Genomic DNA, 14,234 nt, shown 5'->3' with positions numbered 1-14,234 from the left:
ATACGGACAGCTGTAGAGTGGATATTCGCTTCACCCAAAAATTCGGTAAAAACAAGATTAATGCACTATAGAAAAAAGCAGGTAACGAAGACGCCCCTAAAAGACTTTAGAAATGTGTAATTTAAGGGTTATTAATTTCTGGAAAATGCAAAATTAGCTTAACCTTGTATACATGGCCATAAGAATTAACGACATCTTCAGAAAAAAGCTTTACATCATCATCTTCAAATCAGATACCAGGGCAGGTAAATTATTTGATCTTGTTTTGCTATGGGTTATTTTATTAAGCATTCTGTCTGTTTTTCTGGAAAGTGTAGCTAGTTTCAGGGCTCAATACCTGATTTATATCCGTATTGTGGAATGGATTTTCACTATATTCTTTACGCTGGAATACGCACTTAGGATTTATAGCAGCGATAAACCATCCAGGTATATCTTCAGCTTTTATGGACTCATAGATATTATTGCTTTTTTACCAACTTATCTGAGCCTGTTTCTGGCAGGAGCACATTACCTGGTTGTTATTCGTGCGTTTAGATTACTTAGAGTTTTTCGGATCTTAAAACTAAGCCGTTTTACAAGTGAAGGAAATATATTAAGAAATGCACTTAAAAACAGCTTATATAAAATCACAGTATTCCTGGCTAGCGTAGTTACCCTGGTCACTATCATAGGAACACTCATGTATATTATTGAAGGAGATGCAAGTGGTTTCACCAGTATTCCTGTTTCTATTTATTGGGCAATAGTTACGATTACCACTGTTGGCTATGGCGATATTTCACCACAAAGCCCTCTGGGGCAGCTTCTGGCAAGTATACTCATGATTATCGGCTATGGCATTATTGCAGTACCTACAGGTATTGTATCTGTAGAAATGGCCAGAGCTACAGATGAAGCTAAAGAAAAATGTCCGGTATGTTATGCTCCGGTTTATCCTGCAAACGCAAGGTTTTGTTCCAGATGCGGAAAAGAATTAAAAGAGCCAGAGAAGCCATAATTTATTTCCAGATAAGTATAGTATTAATCAGAATATAACTAATAAGTCTGAGATGCCTCGAACATGCATAAGTGATTTATGTTGGAAGGGGGTTGGAAGGGCGAATCGCCCTTCCAACCCCCTTCCAACATAAATGCCAAACCTACCACAACCCGATTCTGTCAAGTCCTGTATTAGCTATACAAATCAGCGATTGTAAATAGCCTCTCTATTGCTAATTAGCGGATGGATTATTTCCTTTATCCACAATAACTTTAATGTCGCTTCCTTCTAAATCGGTAGCATATATTTTTGAGACTACAAAGGGCTTCTCCATCCCACTATAAACAACTTTATCATTTGCAGTAACAAATAAAGACGGCACATTAACGCCTTCCGGAGAAATTCTTTTCACTTGTTTCGTTGCAAGATCTAAAACATAAACTGCTTCACTTGGCCCCGTTAATCCTGCCAAAACATCTTTATTACCTGCATTAAATATTAGCTTCTTTCCGTCCTTACTGTAAAAGAAATTATTACTGCTGGCGATGGAGAAATCCTTTCCGATCAGATCGGTGATATTTACTGATTCCACTATTTTCCCGGTCAGGTCAAATGTGTAAAGTTTTTGAAGATCCTGAGCAACAAGCTGATTTTCGTTCTTCCAGGTTGGTGCGTAAACATTGAGCTTTGATGTACTATCCAATAAGATATAACCAGAATTATCAGTTTGAATCACACCTGCCTTCCAAAGTGATTTTTTGTTAAAAATGCTAAAAGCAATTTTGTTCCCCGAAGGAGACCACATAGCGCGATAGTAATTCTTATTTTTCACGTTTAACTGAGCCTGACTTTTACTAACCATATCTGCAACCCAGATAGACCGGTTATTTAAACTATCACTCACAGTATAAGCTAACTTATTCCCGTCCGGAGAGATCGCCGGATCAGTTGCACCGCCAAAGAAATCTCTGTTTTGAGGTATCTGCACTAGCTGCCACTATTTTCCCTTCAAATTGATAAGCCAGAGCAAATTTATGATCAACAACTTTAGGTGTTTCGGTATTATTAGAGTTAGGATTAGAATTACAAGCTACTACTAAAAGCGATAATGCCGGGATTAAGAATTTAAACGATCTCATGTTATGTATTTGATATAATCTATAATGTTAAACTTGGTTCAAGATTACTGAATAATCCAGTTATAGATGTAATAGGAAAAGCATTTTTGTTTAATTAAACGCCTGTTCATTCTGGCCAAATATCATTTTCACCAAGGCAAAATACCGTTTCATGTAATATTTAAACGATTTAGCATCAATAATTATAAATTAGTAACATCAACCTATTTAAAAACCTATGAAAAGAAAATTATTAACCCCAATGGCATTCAAGCTGGGAACAGCTGTGATGATTACAATCGGTACACTTTCCTCTTGTAAAAAATCGGCCGCCCCTGAGAACACTCCCCTTAATTCGGCATCAGAAACTGGTGTTAAAGCAGAAGCCTACTACCCTAAAACAAGTGGAAATACTATCCAGGCTTTCTACCGTGGAAACATTGTCAATCTGATAGAAATTGACAATGGACGATATCTTTTTGAAGGAGATGTTGTATTGGACAGAAAAGACATTTCACTGCCAGGCGAGCCCAGAACAGAAAGTACAGTAGACGGCAATATGTGGCCAGGAAAGATCGTTTACTACAAATTTGCCAAAGGTATACCAGCTAATTTAATAACCATGTGGAATTCCGCCACTAAGATGTGGACCGACGCCGGTTTAGACTTACAATTTATTGCCATTGACAGCAATGACGTAGTGCATCGTGATTATATTGAATTAACGCAAAATAGTGATGGTAGTGCCTTCACTCGTGGTATTGGAAAAGTTGGCGGTAGATTAGAACTTTCGATCGATCCCTCTAAAAAAGCAGGATGGAAAGCTGGTAACGTTGCCCATGAGATAGGCCATGCCCTGGGCTTGCAACATGAACAAACCCGTTCAGATCGTGATTTATTTACCATTGTTAACACTTCAACCCTAACAGGAACCTGGCCGTACCAGTACTTAATTAAGTCAGATGCCATAGGTGTGGGCCCATTTGACTACAGCTCCATTATGATGTACCCAAGTCAAACCGGGATATTAACCAAATTAGATGGAACAGGCTGGGTAAACAACAGAGCAAACCTTACACAAACAGATATCCTGGGCATCAAATACAAGTACAACATAACAACGTACACTACAGACGGCATCTACGAAATAGAGGCCAAACATGCAACCGGAAAAGACCTGCAGGTGGATGGAAAAGGTAATAAAGTTACCATAGCAGTCGACAGCAATAACCTAAATCAAAAATGGGAAGTTAAACATGTAAGAGACGGTTATTACAAGTTAATCCCACAACACTTAAAAACGAAACAACTTGCAAAGAACCTTGACTCTGTTCAAAATCAGCAATGCTGATGAATCAGATGGCCAGTTATGGAGAATAGTACCAACCTATACTGCCGGTTATTTCCGTTTCATCAATAAAACTGACAATAAAAGCAGTTTAGACGTAGACGTACAGGCCGATACCAGTATTAACCACGCCCGTACAAAAATCTCCAAATTTACCAGTAAAGAGCCTCAGCAATGGAAGCTTAAAAAAGTACAATAACATCAAGTTTAATCCAATAAAACAAATATGCAGGTCTTAAAACAGCCTGCATATTGATTTTATAAAAACATACAAACAGTATAAGAATTAAGACCTTTAGTATCCCATTTTGTCATATACCGCTAAAGAAATGAAGAGTCCAATAATTACACACATGATCCAGCCTAACCTATTCTTCTTAATCGCTACAGAAACAACCGCACTGACAACAGATCCAATAAATGCCCCAATCATTAAAAACAAAAGAAACATTCCTCCCAGGAAACCCAAAAAAAAAACCATTGAGTCCCATCATAAATTCCATAAAAGAGAAAATAAAAAAAAAAACTGAACCAATGATGCGTAGGCATAAGAAGATGCGCGGGTATTTCTATCTTTCATTCGCTATAATATAAATTGGCCTTTTCTAAAATTCAGCCATAACAAGAATACTAAAACATCCCAACAGTTTCGCCTCCAAACAAACAACTCCTCACTTTTCACCTCCAAACAGTTTCGCCTCCCAGCAACCAACCACCATCTTCACACCTAAATCTGGATTGAAATGCGAGTGGTGCCTTTTAGCGCGGTGTAAAAAAACCATCCTGCAACCCCATACAGCAAAAAAAGCAATAGGCTATATGCTGGCATCAGGGCCCTCAAAGAGGGAACGTAGCCAGCATATAGCCTATTGCTTTTTTTGCTATTGTTGGAGAAACTTACACCGTACTATAAGCCACCCTCACATTTTCCCTCAGATTATAGTGTGAACTCATCACTTCACCATAAGCCCCAGTACTCCTTATCGCCACTAAATCGCCCCTTTTTGTCTCCTGCAAAAGCACTTCCTTCCCAAAGCAATCTGTGCTCTCGCATATCGGTCCAACCACGTCATACTTAACCGCCACTTCCCCATTCTGTTTACTCAGATTTTCAATCTGGTGATAAGCCTGATACAGCGCAGGTCTCATCAATTCTGTCATCCCGGCATCAAGTATAATAAAGTTCTTATTCTTACCATTCTTCACATAAAGCACTCTGCTAATCAGTGAAGAACACTGACCAACAATCGCCCGTCCAAGTTCAAAGTGAACTTCCTGATTAGGTCTTTTCTCTAAAAAGTCATTAAAGATTTTAAAGTACGCCGTAAAGTCAGGAATCTGTTGTTCAGGGTTCTGGTAATCAATCCCCAGTCCACCACCTACATTCAACACCTTTACCATAAACCCACGCTCTTCAAACCATTTCGCAAACTCGTTGATCCGTACACAAAGATTCTTATACACATCAAGATTTGTGATCTGAGAGCCAATATGAAAATGTATTCCCATGAACTCCAAATTTGCAGAAGCCTTTAAAGCCTCCGCACAATCAGGTAAATCCCATGAATTTACCCCGAATTTATTTTCATCCAGGCCAGTTGTAATATTATGATGTGTATGTGCATCCACATTAGGATTAATACGGATGGCAACCTTTGCCACTTTACCCTTCTTTCCGGCAAGCTCATTGATCACCTCTAATTCCTGAACAGACTCTACATTAAAGCAGAAAATATCCAGATCCAGCGCCTCATTAATTTCCTTGTCCGATTTCCCAACCCCGGCAAACACTACCTGCTTCTTGTCGAAACCTATTTCAATAGCCTTCTTCACCTCGTTGCCGCTTACACAATCCGCACCCAGACCCGCTTCTTTAATTTTTTTCAGCAGTGTATCATTAAAATTTGCCTTCATGGCGTAATGCACATGAAAATCATAAACTTTAGCCGCATCAGCACAAGCACTTAGGCTGCGCTGTAATAAACTAAGGTCATAATAAAGAAAGGCGTTTCTAAATCTGCAAACTGTGCTATATCTTTGTTAGAAAACATAATGTTTAAATATCTTATTGTATTTTGTCTAATTGGAATGATGTTGATTTACATGGGCAACTATTTCGATCTTCAGCGTCAGAAAATCAGCAAAAAAGAATACGACAGAAGAGTCAGGCTCTTTATCGCACTCTTATTTCTTGTTATAGCCGTCCTCACTTATCTCAAAAAGAGATAATCCGTTTTTTATTCAAAAATACGGTTATGTAAACTTCTCAATACCTCTGTTTTATCTCCCGTATTAATTAATAAAGAGATATTATAATTACTGCCCCCATAAGAGATCATTCTGATTGGAATATGTTTGATAGAATCCAGTACTCTGGAAGCAAAGCCATGCTTACTTGCACCAAAATCACCCACTACACAAACAATCGTCTGCTCTCTGTCCAGTTCCACAGAACCGAAAGCATGTAATTCTTCAACGATCTTATCAAGATTATCTGTAAAATCTATTGTTAAAGAAACCGCCACCTCCGAAGTAGTAATCATATCAATCGGTGTCTTATAACGCTCAAAGATCTCGAATACCCTTCTTAAGAAACCATAAGCAAGCAGCATTCTGCTCGACTGGATCTTAATCGCAATGATACCATCTTTCGCAGCGATAGACTTAATTTTACCTTTTTCACTTTCCGAAGAAATCAATGTTCCCGCAGCAGAAGGCTCCATTGTATTCAGCAGGCGCACAGGAATTTTATATTTCTGTGCCGGGAATACCGATTGAGGATGAAGGATTTTAGCTCCGAAATAAGCAAGCTCCGCAGCCTCATCAAAAGAAAGATGAGAAATTGGTTTTGTCCCCTTTACAATCCTCGGATCATTATTATGCATTCCATCGATATCAGTCCAGATCTGTACTTCTTCCGCCAAAATTGCAGCACCAATCAGAGAAGCCGTATAGTCACTTCCGCCACGGCGCAGGTTGTCAACCTCACCGACCGAGCTGCTGTTCGGCAAATAAAACCCTGCGTAATAAATAATTTATTTCCCTGATGTTTTTCCAGCAAAGGTTTAAGGTTAGCAGTAGCATAAGGAATATCAGGTTCATTATCCTCATCAATTTTCATAAAATCAAGTGCAGCCAATAACACAGAAGGCACACCGATAGATTTCAGATAAATATGGTAAAGTGTAGTTGATAATAATTCACCCTGCGCTAAGACTACTTTCTCTTCAATTGGCGTAAAAATATCATTCGCCAATGAAGCTAAAAACTGAAAATGATAATCCACTACTTCTTGTCCCTGCTCACGGAAATCTCCGTCAGGAAGAAGTTCAATTACAAATTCATTATATTTTTGATTTAGGGCGTTAATTAAAATTAACGCCCCCTGTTTATCTTCCTTTAAAAGTTTGTTCGAAATTTCCACTAAACTATTGGTTGTACCAGACACCGCTGATAAAACTACAATTTGCTCTTCAGCCGGATTGATAATATAGCAATTTTTAGTCATCCGTTCAGGGCTCCCAACAGAAGTCCCGCCAAACTTTAATATCTTCATTTTTTTAAATTGGGTTAATAATTAAATGGAAATTACTGCCACAGTTAATTTTATTTGTAGCAGATATTTTTAATTCAATTAATTTGGTATATAATTGCATTGGGGCGTGAAATTAATAAAACGCGCTTAATAATCATTATATATACAAAATTAAATTTGGAGAGGGGATTTTTTTATGGTAGAACAGCCTTTTTAATTTGGCTTAATAAAAACATCCATGCCTGTTTTTTTGTTTATAGACCAGAATAATTCAAATATTAACGGAGAACATGCAATTAGAAGCAGCAATACAAAACACCATTAACGAGTGGCTTAGTGGCAATTATGATCAACAAACAAAAGAAGAAATCCAAAAACTAATCGATAGTGAAGCCTCCACAGAATTAGTAGATGCTTTTTACAGAAGTCTTGAATTTGGGACAGGCGGACTTCGTGGAATTATGGGAGCTGGTTCTTCTAACAGAATAAATAAATACACAATTGGTACAGCTACACAAGGCCTGAGCAATTATTTACTAAAGAAATATCCTGGAGAAAAAATTAAAGTAGCTATAGCACATGACAGCAGAAACAAATCTGACTTCTTCGCTAAGATAACTGCCGATGTATTTTCAGCTAATGGAATCCACGTATATTTCTTTAAAGAATTGCGTCCTACTCCTGAGCTTTCATTTGCAATCAGACATTTAGGATGCCGTAGCGGAGTAATGCTGACTGCTTCACATAACCCAAAAGAATATAATGGATATAAAGCTTATGGCGCAGATGGAGGACAGTTTACTTCTCCTGATGACACCATGGTCATGGACGAAGTAGCAAATATCAAAAGCATCGATGAAGTTAAATTTGAGCGCAATGAGCAGCTTATTGAACTGATAGGTGAAGAAATTGATACTTTATATCTTGATAAAATCACTGAGCTTTCAGTTTCTCCTGAAGCCATAGCAAGAGACAGAAAGATCTTAAAATAGTATACTCTCCTATTCATGGTACAGGTATTACTTTGGTTCCTAAAGCACTGGCACAATTCGGTTTCACCAATTTAACATTGGTTAAAGAACAAAGTACACCAGACGGAAACTTCCCTACGGTTGTTTACCCTAATCCAGAAGAAAAAGAAGCAATGACGCTGGCTTTAAATAAAGCTAAGGAAATTGATGCCGATTTAGTTCTGGCAACAGATCCTGATGCAGACAGAGTAGGTATTGCAGTTAAAAATAACGATGGCGAATTTGTCTTGCTGAATGGAAATCAGACCGGAAGTTTATTAATTAACTACCTGCTTACTGCATGGCAGGAAAAAGGAAAACTGGATGGTAATCAATATATCGTTAAAACAGTTGTGACCACTAACCTGGTAGAAGAAATCGCAAAAGCTAAAAACGTTGAGTGTTATAACACCTTAACGGGCTTTAAACATATTGGTCACCTGATTACCAGCCTGCAAGGGTAAAAAAACCTTTATTGGTGGTGGCGAAGAGAGCTACGGCTACCTTATCGGCGAACTGGTAAGAGATAAAGATGCAATCATTTCATGTGCTTTCATTGCTGAAATGACAGCTTTCTATAAAGATAAAGGCAGCAGTTTATACAATGCAATGCTGGATATGTTTGTAGAATACGGTTTATATAAAGAAGAACTGGTTTCTCTGACTAAAAAAGGAAAAAGCGGTGCTGAAGAAATCAAGGCGATGATGGAGAAATTCAGAAACAATCCACCATTGGTTCTTGGAGGTTCTAAAGTAAAAACTTTAAAAGATTATGAATTAGGTATAGAAACTGATTTAGACACTAAAGAGAAAACTAAACTTGATTTCCCTAAATCTGACGTATTACAATTTATTACAGAAGACGGAAGTATTGTTTCAGCGCGCCCTTCAGGTACAGAGCCTAAGATTAAGTTCTATTGCAGTGTAAATGCACCGCTGGCAGATAAAGCACAATTCAAAACAGTCGATGCTGAATTAGGCGCTAAAATAAAATCTCTGATGGAAGATTTACAAGCTTAAACAAGCTTTATTCATCAATAAAAAAAGCGGAAGATCGGGAGACCTTCCGCTTTTTTTGTTTAATCAACTCTGATTATCAATTGTGTTTCTTTTATCTTTCGATCAGTCTTGAAGCTAATACTATATTGTTTAATTCCTTTTTTTCAAAAGAACCAACACCGGCAAGCTCCTTTAAGACAAAATTAATCACGTTTTCAGCAATTTCCTCGATCGGCTGATCTACAGCACTGATTGTTGGAGAATGCAGCTTGAAAATATCATGGTCATCATAAGCAATAACTTTAAACGTTGCATTCAATTGCTTATTCATTTGTCTAAAACTAAATAAACCTCTTACTGCCAGATAATTCGTTGCAAAAAGAACCGCATCAATCTCTGGATTATCCGTAAAGAACTTAGTTAGCTCAGTAGTAGTTTCATCGGCAGTATTGCTAAATGAAATCAATCAGTTTGCAAAGCTTTTTATTTATTTTGATTTTATTTGCTTTGAGCGCCTGCTCATAACCTTTATAACGATCTTTAATCTGTTCTACGTCAACATCGACAGTCACAAAAGCAATGTTCTTCATTCCTTGATGGATTAAAGAATCAGTAGCCATATAAGTACCTTTTATATTGTCTACCAAAACACTGCTTACTTCCAGTCCTGGTAAATGACGGTCAAACACGACTACCGGAGTACGATCAGACAATAGTTCACGGATATCTTCTTCCATACCCACCATCGGGGCAATGATATAACCGTCTACCTGTCTTGATTTAAACATCTTGATCAGGCCTTTCGCCTTCTCCAGATTGTTTTCGGTGCTGGAATAAATAATCTTATAACCATGCTTATACGCTTTGTCCTCAATCAATCTTGCTATGGCAGCAAAAAATGGATTAGAAATATCCTCTACAATCAATCCGATTGTATTCGTATTTCCTGTACGCAGACTTCTTGCTTGCAACCTGGTTTGGTTTGAAGCCTACTTCTTTAATAATCGCCTCGACTTTTGCGATCATGTCCTGGCTGATCCGCATTTTCTCTGCTTTACCATTCAATATGAAAGAGACAGTAGTAATAGATACGTTAGCCTTCTTTGCGATATCCTTTATAGAGAGGGGTTTCATTTTATTTTTTATGTTTAGATGACCAAGCTAGAAAAATAAAAACTATTAATGAAACAGTCTCAACAGTCTTCCCAATATTTTATTTTATCATAGCCAATTAAAACTTGACGCTTATGTTGTAAACAGTGCTTTTATCACGATAAAATATGTTAAAATGGTCTGTACTCACCCCTACCAATCTGAATTGATTAAATTCTGATAATCCTTCCAGCTCTCCTTCAATTGTAATAATACCGTTATCATTACGAATATTAGCTATCGTGAAATTCTTAACCAACTCTTTAAAGCTATAATCACTTGAACTGCCTCCTAGTCTATATTCACTTAAGGTAAGTAGTAAAAATTTTGCGGCTATTTACAAGATTTTTGAAATCTGATGGACTTGGAACAACATTACAATAAGAGACACCTGTAAGATTTGTTTCTGCTGTTGAACCAGCCTGGAAATAACCACCAGCCTTATTTCCTTCTGTACGCTGATTAGTTAAATAGACGATATTCGCACCCATCATTGCTGCCTGTATTTTAAGCTTGCGGTACGCACGTTCTTTTACACGTTCCTGGTTAGAAAAGCCTGTCGTTCCTTTGGCCTTAGAACTTACATCACCAATTTTATAAAGCCCTTTAACTTCGCTTTCAACTGCGGTAACAGTTACATTATCAAATTCCCTGACATCACTTACAATTTTAAAAGAAGAAGCTTCTGTAAAAACCTGCACACGGCCACTTTTAAAAACTATTTTTTGCACACTATTCTTATAGACTGAATTAACGAGATCTTCATTAGGATGACTAAATTTAACACCTTCTTCCGTTACTTCTTTAATCGTACAAGGTATTTTTTGATTATTTGAATAGAGTGTATCCATTTGAGCAAACGTGTTTAAGGAAAAAGCAAGTAATGCGCATCCGGATAATAGAATTTTTTTCATATAATTATTGATTTAAGTAATTTAAAAGCAATTTATAAATAAATATCAGTTCATGTACATCGATAGTATTATTTAACATAAAGGTTATTCAAAATCAATTCCGCATTGTTATCTATATAAACCTTAAATTTGCACATTGATATCTAGTTTATATGGCATACATTGATTATTACAAAGTCCTTGGCGTGGATAAGAAGGCAACGCAGGAAGAGATAAAGAAAGCGTACAGGAAACTTGCACGTAAATATCATCCTGATTTAAACCCCAAAGACAAAGAAGCGAATAAACTATTTCAGCAAATCAATGAAGCTAATGAGGCTTTGAGTGATCCTGATAAACGCAAGAAATACGACGAATACGGCGAAAACTGGAAACATGCAGATCAGGCCCAGCAACAAGGAGGTAATCCCTGGGCGGTGGCAGAAGAGGCAGTTCGGGCGGCTTCGGCGGAGGATTTGGTGGTGGCTCAGCTGATTTTGGCGGAGGAGATTTCTCAGACTTCTTTGAATCAATGTTCGGTGGAGGTGGTGGCAGACAGCAAAGAAATAATGCAAGATTCAAGGGCCAGGATTTACAGGCTGAACTAAAAATCAATTTCAGAGAAGCTGCTGAAACACATAAACCAACGATAACCGTTAACGGTAAAAATCTAAGAATAACTATTCCTGCCGGGATTTCAAATGGCCAGGTAATTAAACTTAAAGGTCAGGGCAGCCCGGGTGTAAACAGCGGACCTTCCGGAGATCTTTTTATTACCATTACCATTGCTGATGACGCCGTATTTAAAAGAATTGGCGACGATCTTTACCTGATCAAAGAAATAGACCTTTATACGGCTGCTCTGGGTGGAGAAGCCATGATAGATACCTTAAGTGGTAAAGTAAAACTAAAAGTTCCTGCAGGCACACACAAAACGGCACAAAAATAAGACTGAAAGGCAAAGGGTTCCCTGTTTACAAGAAAGATGGAGAATTTGGAAATCTTTTTATAACTTATACTGTTAATATACCTGTAAGCCTTACTGAAAAACAAATAGACCTTTTCAAACAATTACAGGAGTTGTCAATGTAATAGAATAATTCATCATCCTATGGAAACCGAATTAATAACTATAAGAGATTACTGCGTTAATTATGCCATAGACCCTTCTTTTATTCATTCACTTGAAGAGTCCGGGTTAATCCAGCTCACCATAATTGACGGAGACAAATTCATACATTTTGAACAATTAGTGGAAATGGATCGTTATATCCATTTCCATTATGATCTGGAGATCAATATCGCAGGGATCGAAGCGATTGTTAACCTGTTACAAAAAGTCAGACACATGCAACATGAGATCGATATTTTAAAAACTCATATTCATGCTCATGAAAGCCATTAAAGGCTGTCATAAACTTCAGGATTAAACCAGAAACGGAGGTCTCTCTCCTTTTGATACTGCTATAATATTCTCAGCTGCAAGCCTTGCCATTGCATTTCTTGTCCCTTCGGTAGCAGAGCCAATATGAGGTAAAACCGCAACGTTAGGCAGTAATAATAATTTATTATCAGGATGCATGGGTTCAGGGTTTGTAACATCCAAACCAGCTCCCCAAATGATTTTATTTTCCAATGCCGCTATCAGATCTGTCTCATTATGTATTGATCCCCTGGCTGTATTGACGAAAATCGAACCCGGTTTCATCTGTTTAAATGCTTCAAGATTAAACTTACCTTCGGTTTCAGGAGTTAAAGCAGTATGTACTGTAAGCACATCGCTCTGTTTTAACAACTCTTCAAAAGAAACGTAGGATGCGTCCAGTTCATTCTCAGCTTCTTCATTTCTGTTCCGGTTATGGTAAATGATTTTCATACCAAATGCACCTGCACAGCGCTTAGCCATTTCTATCCCTATTTTACCTAAGCCAAGCCAAAAACACCCAGGGTACAGCCATTCAGCTCTTTCCCTAAATTAGCAGTCGGTTCAAAAAATCCCCATTCACCATTGCTGATTTTACGGTTCATATAAAAAGCATTCCTTGCCGCTGCCATCATGAGTAGAAAAGCAGTATCAGCCGTTGCCCCGCTTAACACACCCGGAGTATTACCTACGGGTATTTTAAGTCGTGTTGCCGTTTCAATGTCTACATTATCATATCCTACAGAATGCAACGCGATTATTTTCAAATGCGCACTTGCTTCAAGAAACTCCTGATCCAACCGCTGCCCAGCACTGAGCAATGCATCTGCCCAGGAACATTCTGCAATTAACTCTTCTCTTGTCATATTCCTTTGCTGTGTCCATTGTTTGATTTTCAAACCCGCCTCTTCCAGCAAGCGAAGACCTGCTTCGGGAATTATTCTGGTTATAAATACATTCATGGGCGCTATTTACCTAAAAAATTCGAACTGATCGTATCCCAAACCTCTTTTCCATCATCTCCTTTTAAGGTTTGTTTCAGCATATAAATACCAAATCCCTTAGCCTGTTCAAAGTCTATTTTAGGTGGCATAGACAACTCTGCCTGATTGACAACTACATCTACCAATACCGGGCCCGGGTGAGCTAAGGCAGCCGCAATAGCACCTTCTACCCCATCAGATTCTTCCACTCTGATTCCCCTGATCCCTATTGCCTGCGCCATTTTTGCAAAATCAGGATTTTTAAGATCAGTTCCGAAAGGAGGCATTCCGATCACCTTCATTTCCATAGCCACAAAACCCAGCGAACTGTTATTATAGACAATAATTTTTACTGGTAAATTATATTGATAAATGGTTAATATATCACCCATTAACATGGCAAAACCACCATCACCAGACAAAGAGATGACTTGTCTCTGCGGGAAAGCAACCTGTGCACCAATTGCCTGTGGCATCGCACTAGCCATAGATCCATGATTAAAAGAACCGATTAATTTTCTACCTTTTTTCATGTCTACATAGCGCGCTGCCCACACTGTAGGTGTACCGACATCAGCTGTGAAAATCGCATCATCAGCTGCCTGCTCACTCAATATCCTGGTCAGATATTCCGGATGAATAGGGCTGCCTGAAACAGGCTGTGCATGACCAAACAGGTTCTTCCTGTTATCCTGGTAACGCTCCTGACATTTCTCTAAAAACGAAGTATCTTGTACTTCTTCCAGAAAAGGAAGCAGTGATTTAACTGTTTCTTTCACATCACCGGTTAA

At 38.1% G+C, this 14,234-nt stretch carries 15 protein-coding genes and 3 pseudogenes; 8 read left to right on the top strand and 10 right to left on the bottom strand.

The features are described from left to right. Positions 1–172: 172 nt before the first annotated feature. Positions 173–1,000: an ion transporter gene (locus tag ACWYN3_RS01415; RefSeq protein ID WP_456219538.1), complete on the top strand. Its 828-nt coding sequence runs from the start codon at positions 173–175 to the stop codon at positions 998–1,000. Between the two features lie 214 nt (positions 1,001–1,214). On the opposite strand, the gene ACWYN3_RS01410 is transcribed toward ACWYN3_RS01415, so the two are convergent. Next, the gene (locus ACWYN3_RS01410) at positions 1,215–1,970 is read right to left on the bottom strand and encodes a TolB family protein (RefSeq protein WP_456219537.1); all 756 of its coding nucleotides are present in this window, start codon (positions 1,968–1,970) and stop codon (positions 1,215–1,217) included. A gap of 368 nt (positions 1,971–2,338) precedes the next feature. Here ACWYN3_RS01410 and ACWYN3_RS01405 point away from each other — a divergent pair, with 368 nt between their 5' ends. Both ACWYN3_RS01405 and ACWYN3_RS01400 read left to right on the top strand, forming a co-directional pair. After that, a complete protein-coding gene (locus ACWYN3_RS01405) occupies positions 2,339–3,451 on the top strand; it encodes a M12 family metallopeptidase (RefSeq protein WP_456219536.1) in 1,113 nt (370 codons plus the stop codon). Then, on the top strand, positions 3,423–3,647 hold the full coding sequence (locus tag ACWYN3_RS01400) for a hypothetical protein (protein WP_456219535.1): 225 nt from the start codon (positions 3,423–3,425) through the stop codon (positions 3,645–3,647). Before ACWYN3_RS01405 ends, ACWYN3_RS01400 begins: the two co-directional genes overlap by 29 nt. Positions 3,648–4,345: 698 nt before the next feature. Here the strand turns inward: ACWYN3_RS01400 and lysA are convergent. Together lysA and ACWYN3_RS01390 are read right to left on the bottom strand one after the other, a co-directional pair. Continuing rightward, positions 4,346–5,499: pseudogene (gene lysA / locus ACWYN3_RS01395) on the bottom strand (diaminopimelate decarboxylase). 186 nt (positions 5,500–5,685) lie between these two features. Beyond that, positions 5,686–7,004, bottom strand: a pseudogene (locus tag ACWYN3_RS01390) (aspartate kinase). Positions 7,005–7,273: 269 nt separating this feature from the next. Between ACWYN3_RS01390 and ACWYN3_RS01385 the strand changes: the two are divergent. After that, a pseudogene (locus ACWYN3_RS01385) lies at positions 7,274–9,013 on the top strand (phospho-sugar mutase). Between the two features lie 91 nt (positions 9,014–9,104). Here ACWYN3_RS01385 and ACWYN3_RS01380 read toward each other — a convergent pair. From ACWYN3_RS01380 to ACWYN3_RS01365, 4 genes are all read right to left on the bottom strand, one after another. Continuing rightward, positions 9,105–9,458 carry a substrate-binding domain-containing protein gene (locus ACWYN3_RS01380; protein ID WP_456219534.1) on the bottom strand — a complete coding sequence of 118 codons (354 nt, stop codon included), beginning with the start codon at positions 9,456–9,458 and terminating at the stop codon, positions 9,105–9,107. Next, positions 9,445–9,963 (bottom strand): substrate-binding domain-containing protein, encoded by a 519-nt coding sequence (locus tag ACWYN3_RS01375; protein ID WP_456219533.1) that lies wholly within the window; start codon positions 9,961–9,963, stop codon positions 9,445–9,447. The genes ACWYN3_RS01380 and ACWYN3_RS01375 overlap by 14 nt, the downstream gene beginning before the upstream one ends. Then, on the bottom strand, positions 9,896–10,126 hold the full coding sequence (locus tag ACWYN3_RS01370; RefSeq protein WP_456219532.1) for a LacI family DNA-binding transcriptional regulator: 231 nt from the start codon (positions 10,124–10,126) through the stop codon (positions 9,896–9,898). Before ACWYN3_RS01370 ends, ACWYN3_RS01375 begins: the two co-directional genes overlap by 68 nt. A gap of 320 nt (positions 10,127–10,446) precedes the next feature. Then, positions 10,447–11,058: a hypothetical protein gene (locus tag ACWYN3_RS01365; RefSeq protein ID WP_456219531.1), complete on the bottom strand. Its 612-nt coding sequence runs from the start codon at positions 11,056–11,058 to the stop codon at positions 10,447–10,449. A 185-nt stretch (positions 11,059–11,243) separates the two neighbouring features. On the opposite strand from ACWYN3_RS01365, the gene ACWYN3_RS01360 reads away from it, so the two are divergent. The 4 genes from ACWYN3_RS01360 to ACWYN3_RS01345 are packed head-to-tail and all read left to right on the top strand — an operon-like array spanning position 11,244 to position 12,442. Beyond that, complete coding sequence (locus ACWYN3_RS01360; RefSeq protein ID WP_456219530.1) at positions 11,244–11,645, top strand: DnaJ domain-containing protein; 402 nt, start codon at positions 11,244–11,246, stop codon at positions 11,643–11,645. Continuing rightward, positions 11,570–11,986, top strand: coding sequence for a J domain-containing protein (locus ACWYN3_RS01355; RefSeq protein WP_456219529.1), 417 nt, complete (start codon positions 11,570–11,572; stop codon positions 11,984–11,986). Before ACWYN3_RS01360 ends, ACWYN3_RS01355 begins: the two co-directional genes overlap by 76 nt. Next, positions 11,983–12,129, top strand: coding sequence for a hypothetical protein (locus ACWYN3_RS01350; RefSeq protein ID WP_456222831.1), 147 nt, complete (start codon positions 11,983–11,985; stop codon positions 12,127–12,129). The genes ACWYN3_RS01355 and ACWYN3_RS01350 overlap by 4 nt, the downstream gene beginning before the upstream one ends. 19 nt (positions 12,130–12,148) lie before the next feature. Further along, positions 12,149–12,442 (top strand): chaperone modulator CbpM, encoded by a 294-nt coding sequence (locus ACWYN3_RS01345; RefSeq protein WP_456219528.1) that lies wholly within the window; start codon positions 12,149–12,151, stop codon positions 12,440–12,442. Positions 12,443–12,463: 21 nt separating this feature from the next. On the opposite strand, the gene ACWYN3_RS01340 is transcribed toward ACWYN3_RS01345, so the two are convergent. The 3 genes from ACWYN3_RS01340 to ACWYN3_RS01330 are packed head-to-tail and all read right to left on the bottom strand — an operon-like array spanning position 12,464 to position 14,222. Next, positions 12,464–12,943 (bottom strand): NAD(P)-dependent oxidoreductase, encoded by a 480-nt coding sequence (locus ACWYN3_RS01340; protein WP_456219527.1) that lies wholly within the window; start codon positions 12,941–12,943, stop codon positions 12,464–12,466. A gap of 17 nt (positions 12,944–12,960) precedes the next feature. Then, positions 12,961–13,422 carry a hypothetical protein gene (locus ACWYN3_RS01335; protein WP_456219526.1) on the bottom strand — a complete coding sequence of 154 codons (462 nt, stop codon included), beginning with the start codon at positions 13,420–13,422 and terminating at the stop codon, positions 12,961–12,963. A gap of 5 nt (positions 13,423–13,427) precedes the next feature. Next, positions 13,428–14,222 carry a thiamine pyrophosphate-dependent enzyme gene (locus ACWYN3_RS01330; protein WP_456222830.1) on the bottom strand — a complete coding sequence of 265 codons (795 nt, stop codon included), beginning with the start codon at positions 14,220–14,222 and terminating at the stop codon, positions 13,428–13,430. Between the last annotated feature and the right edge of the window lie 12 nt (positions 14,223–14,234).

Source organism: Pedobacter sp. NJ-S-72, from assembly GCF_053890575.1.
This window is presented reverse-complemented; position numbering and strand designations above follow the sequence as displayed.

Bases quoted from the DNA above. Each gene is read 5' to 3' on its own strand.
- ACWYN3_RS01340 (WP_456219527.1), bottom strand. From the start codon at position 12,943: ATGGCTAAGCGCTGTGCAGGTGCATTTGGTATGAAAATCATTTACCAT.
- ACWYN3_RS01345 (WP_456219528.1), top strand. From the start codon at position 12,149: ATGGAAACCGAATTAATAACTATAAGAGATTACTGCGTTAATTATGCC.
- ACWYN3_RS01335 (WP_456219526.1), bottom strand. From the start codon at position 13,422: ATGAATGTATTTATAACCAGAATAATTCCCGAAGCAGGTCTTCGCTTG.
- ACWYN3_RS01355 (WP_456219529.1), top strand. From the start codon at position 11,570: ATGTTCGGTGGAGGTGGTGGCAGACAGCAAAGAAATAATGCAAGATTC.
- ACWYN3_RS01370 (WP_456219532.1), bottom strand. From the start codon at position 10,126: ATGAAACCCCTCTCTATAAAGGATATCGCAAAGAAGGCTAACGTATCT.
- ACWYN3_RS01365 (WP_456219531.1), bottom strand. From the start codon at position 11,058: ATGAAAAAAATTCTATTATCCGGATGCGCATTACTTGCTTTTTCCTTA.
- ACWYN3_RS01405 (WP_456219536.1), top strand. From the start codon at position 2,339: ATGAAAAGAAAATTATTAACCCCAATGGCATTCAAGCTGGGAACAGCT.
- ACWYN3_RS01415 (WP_456219538.1), top strand. From the start codon at position 173: ATGGCCATAAGAATTAACGACATCTTCAGAAAAAAGCTTTACATCATC.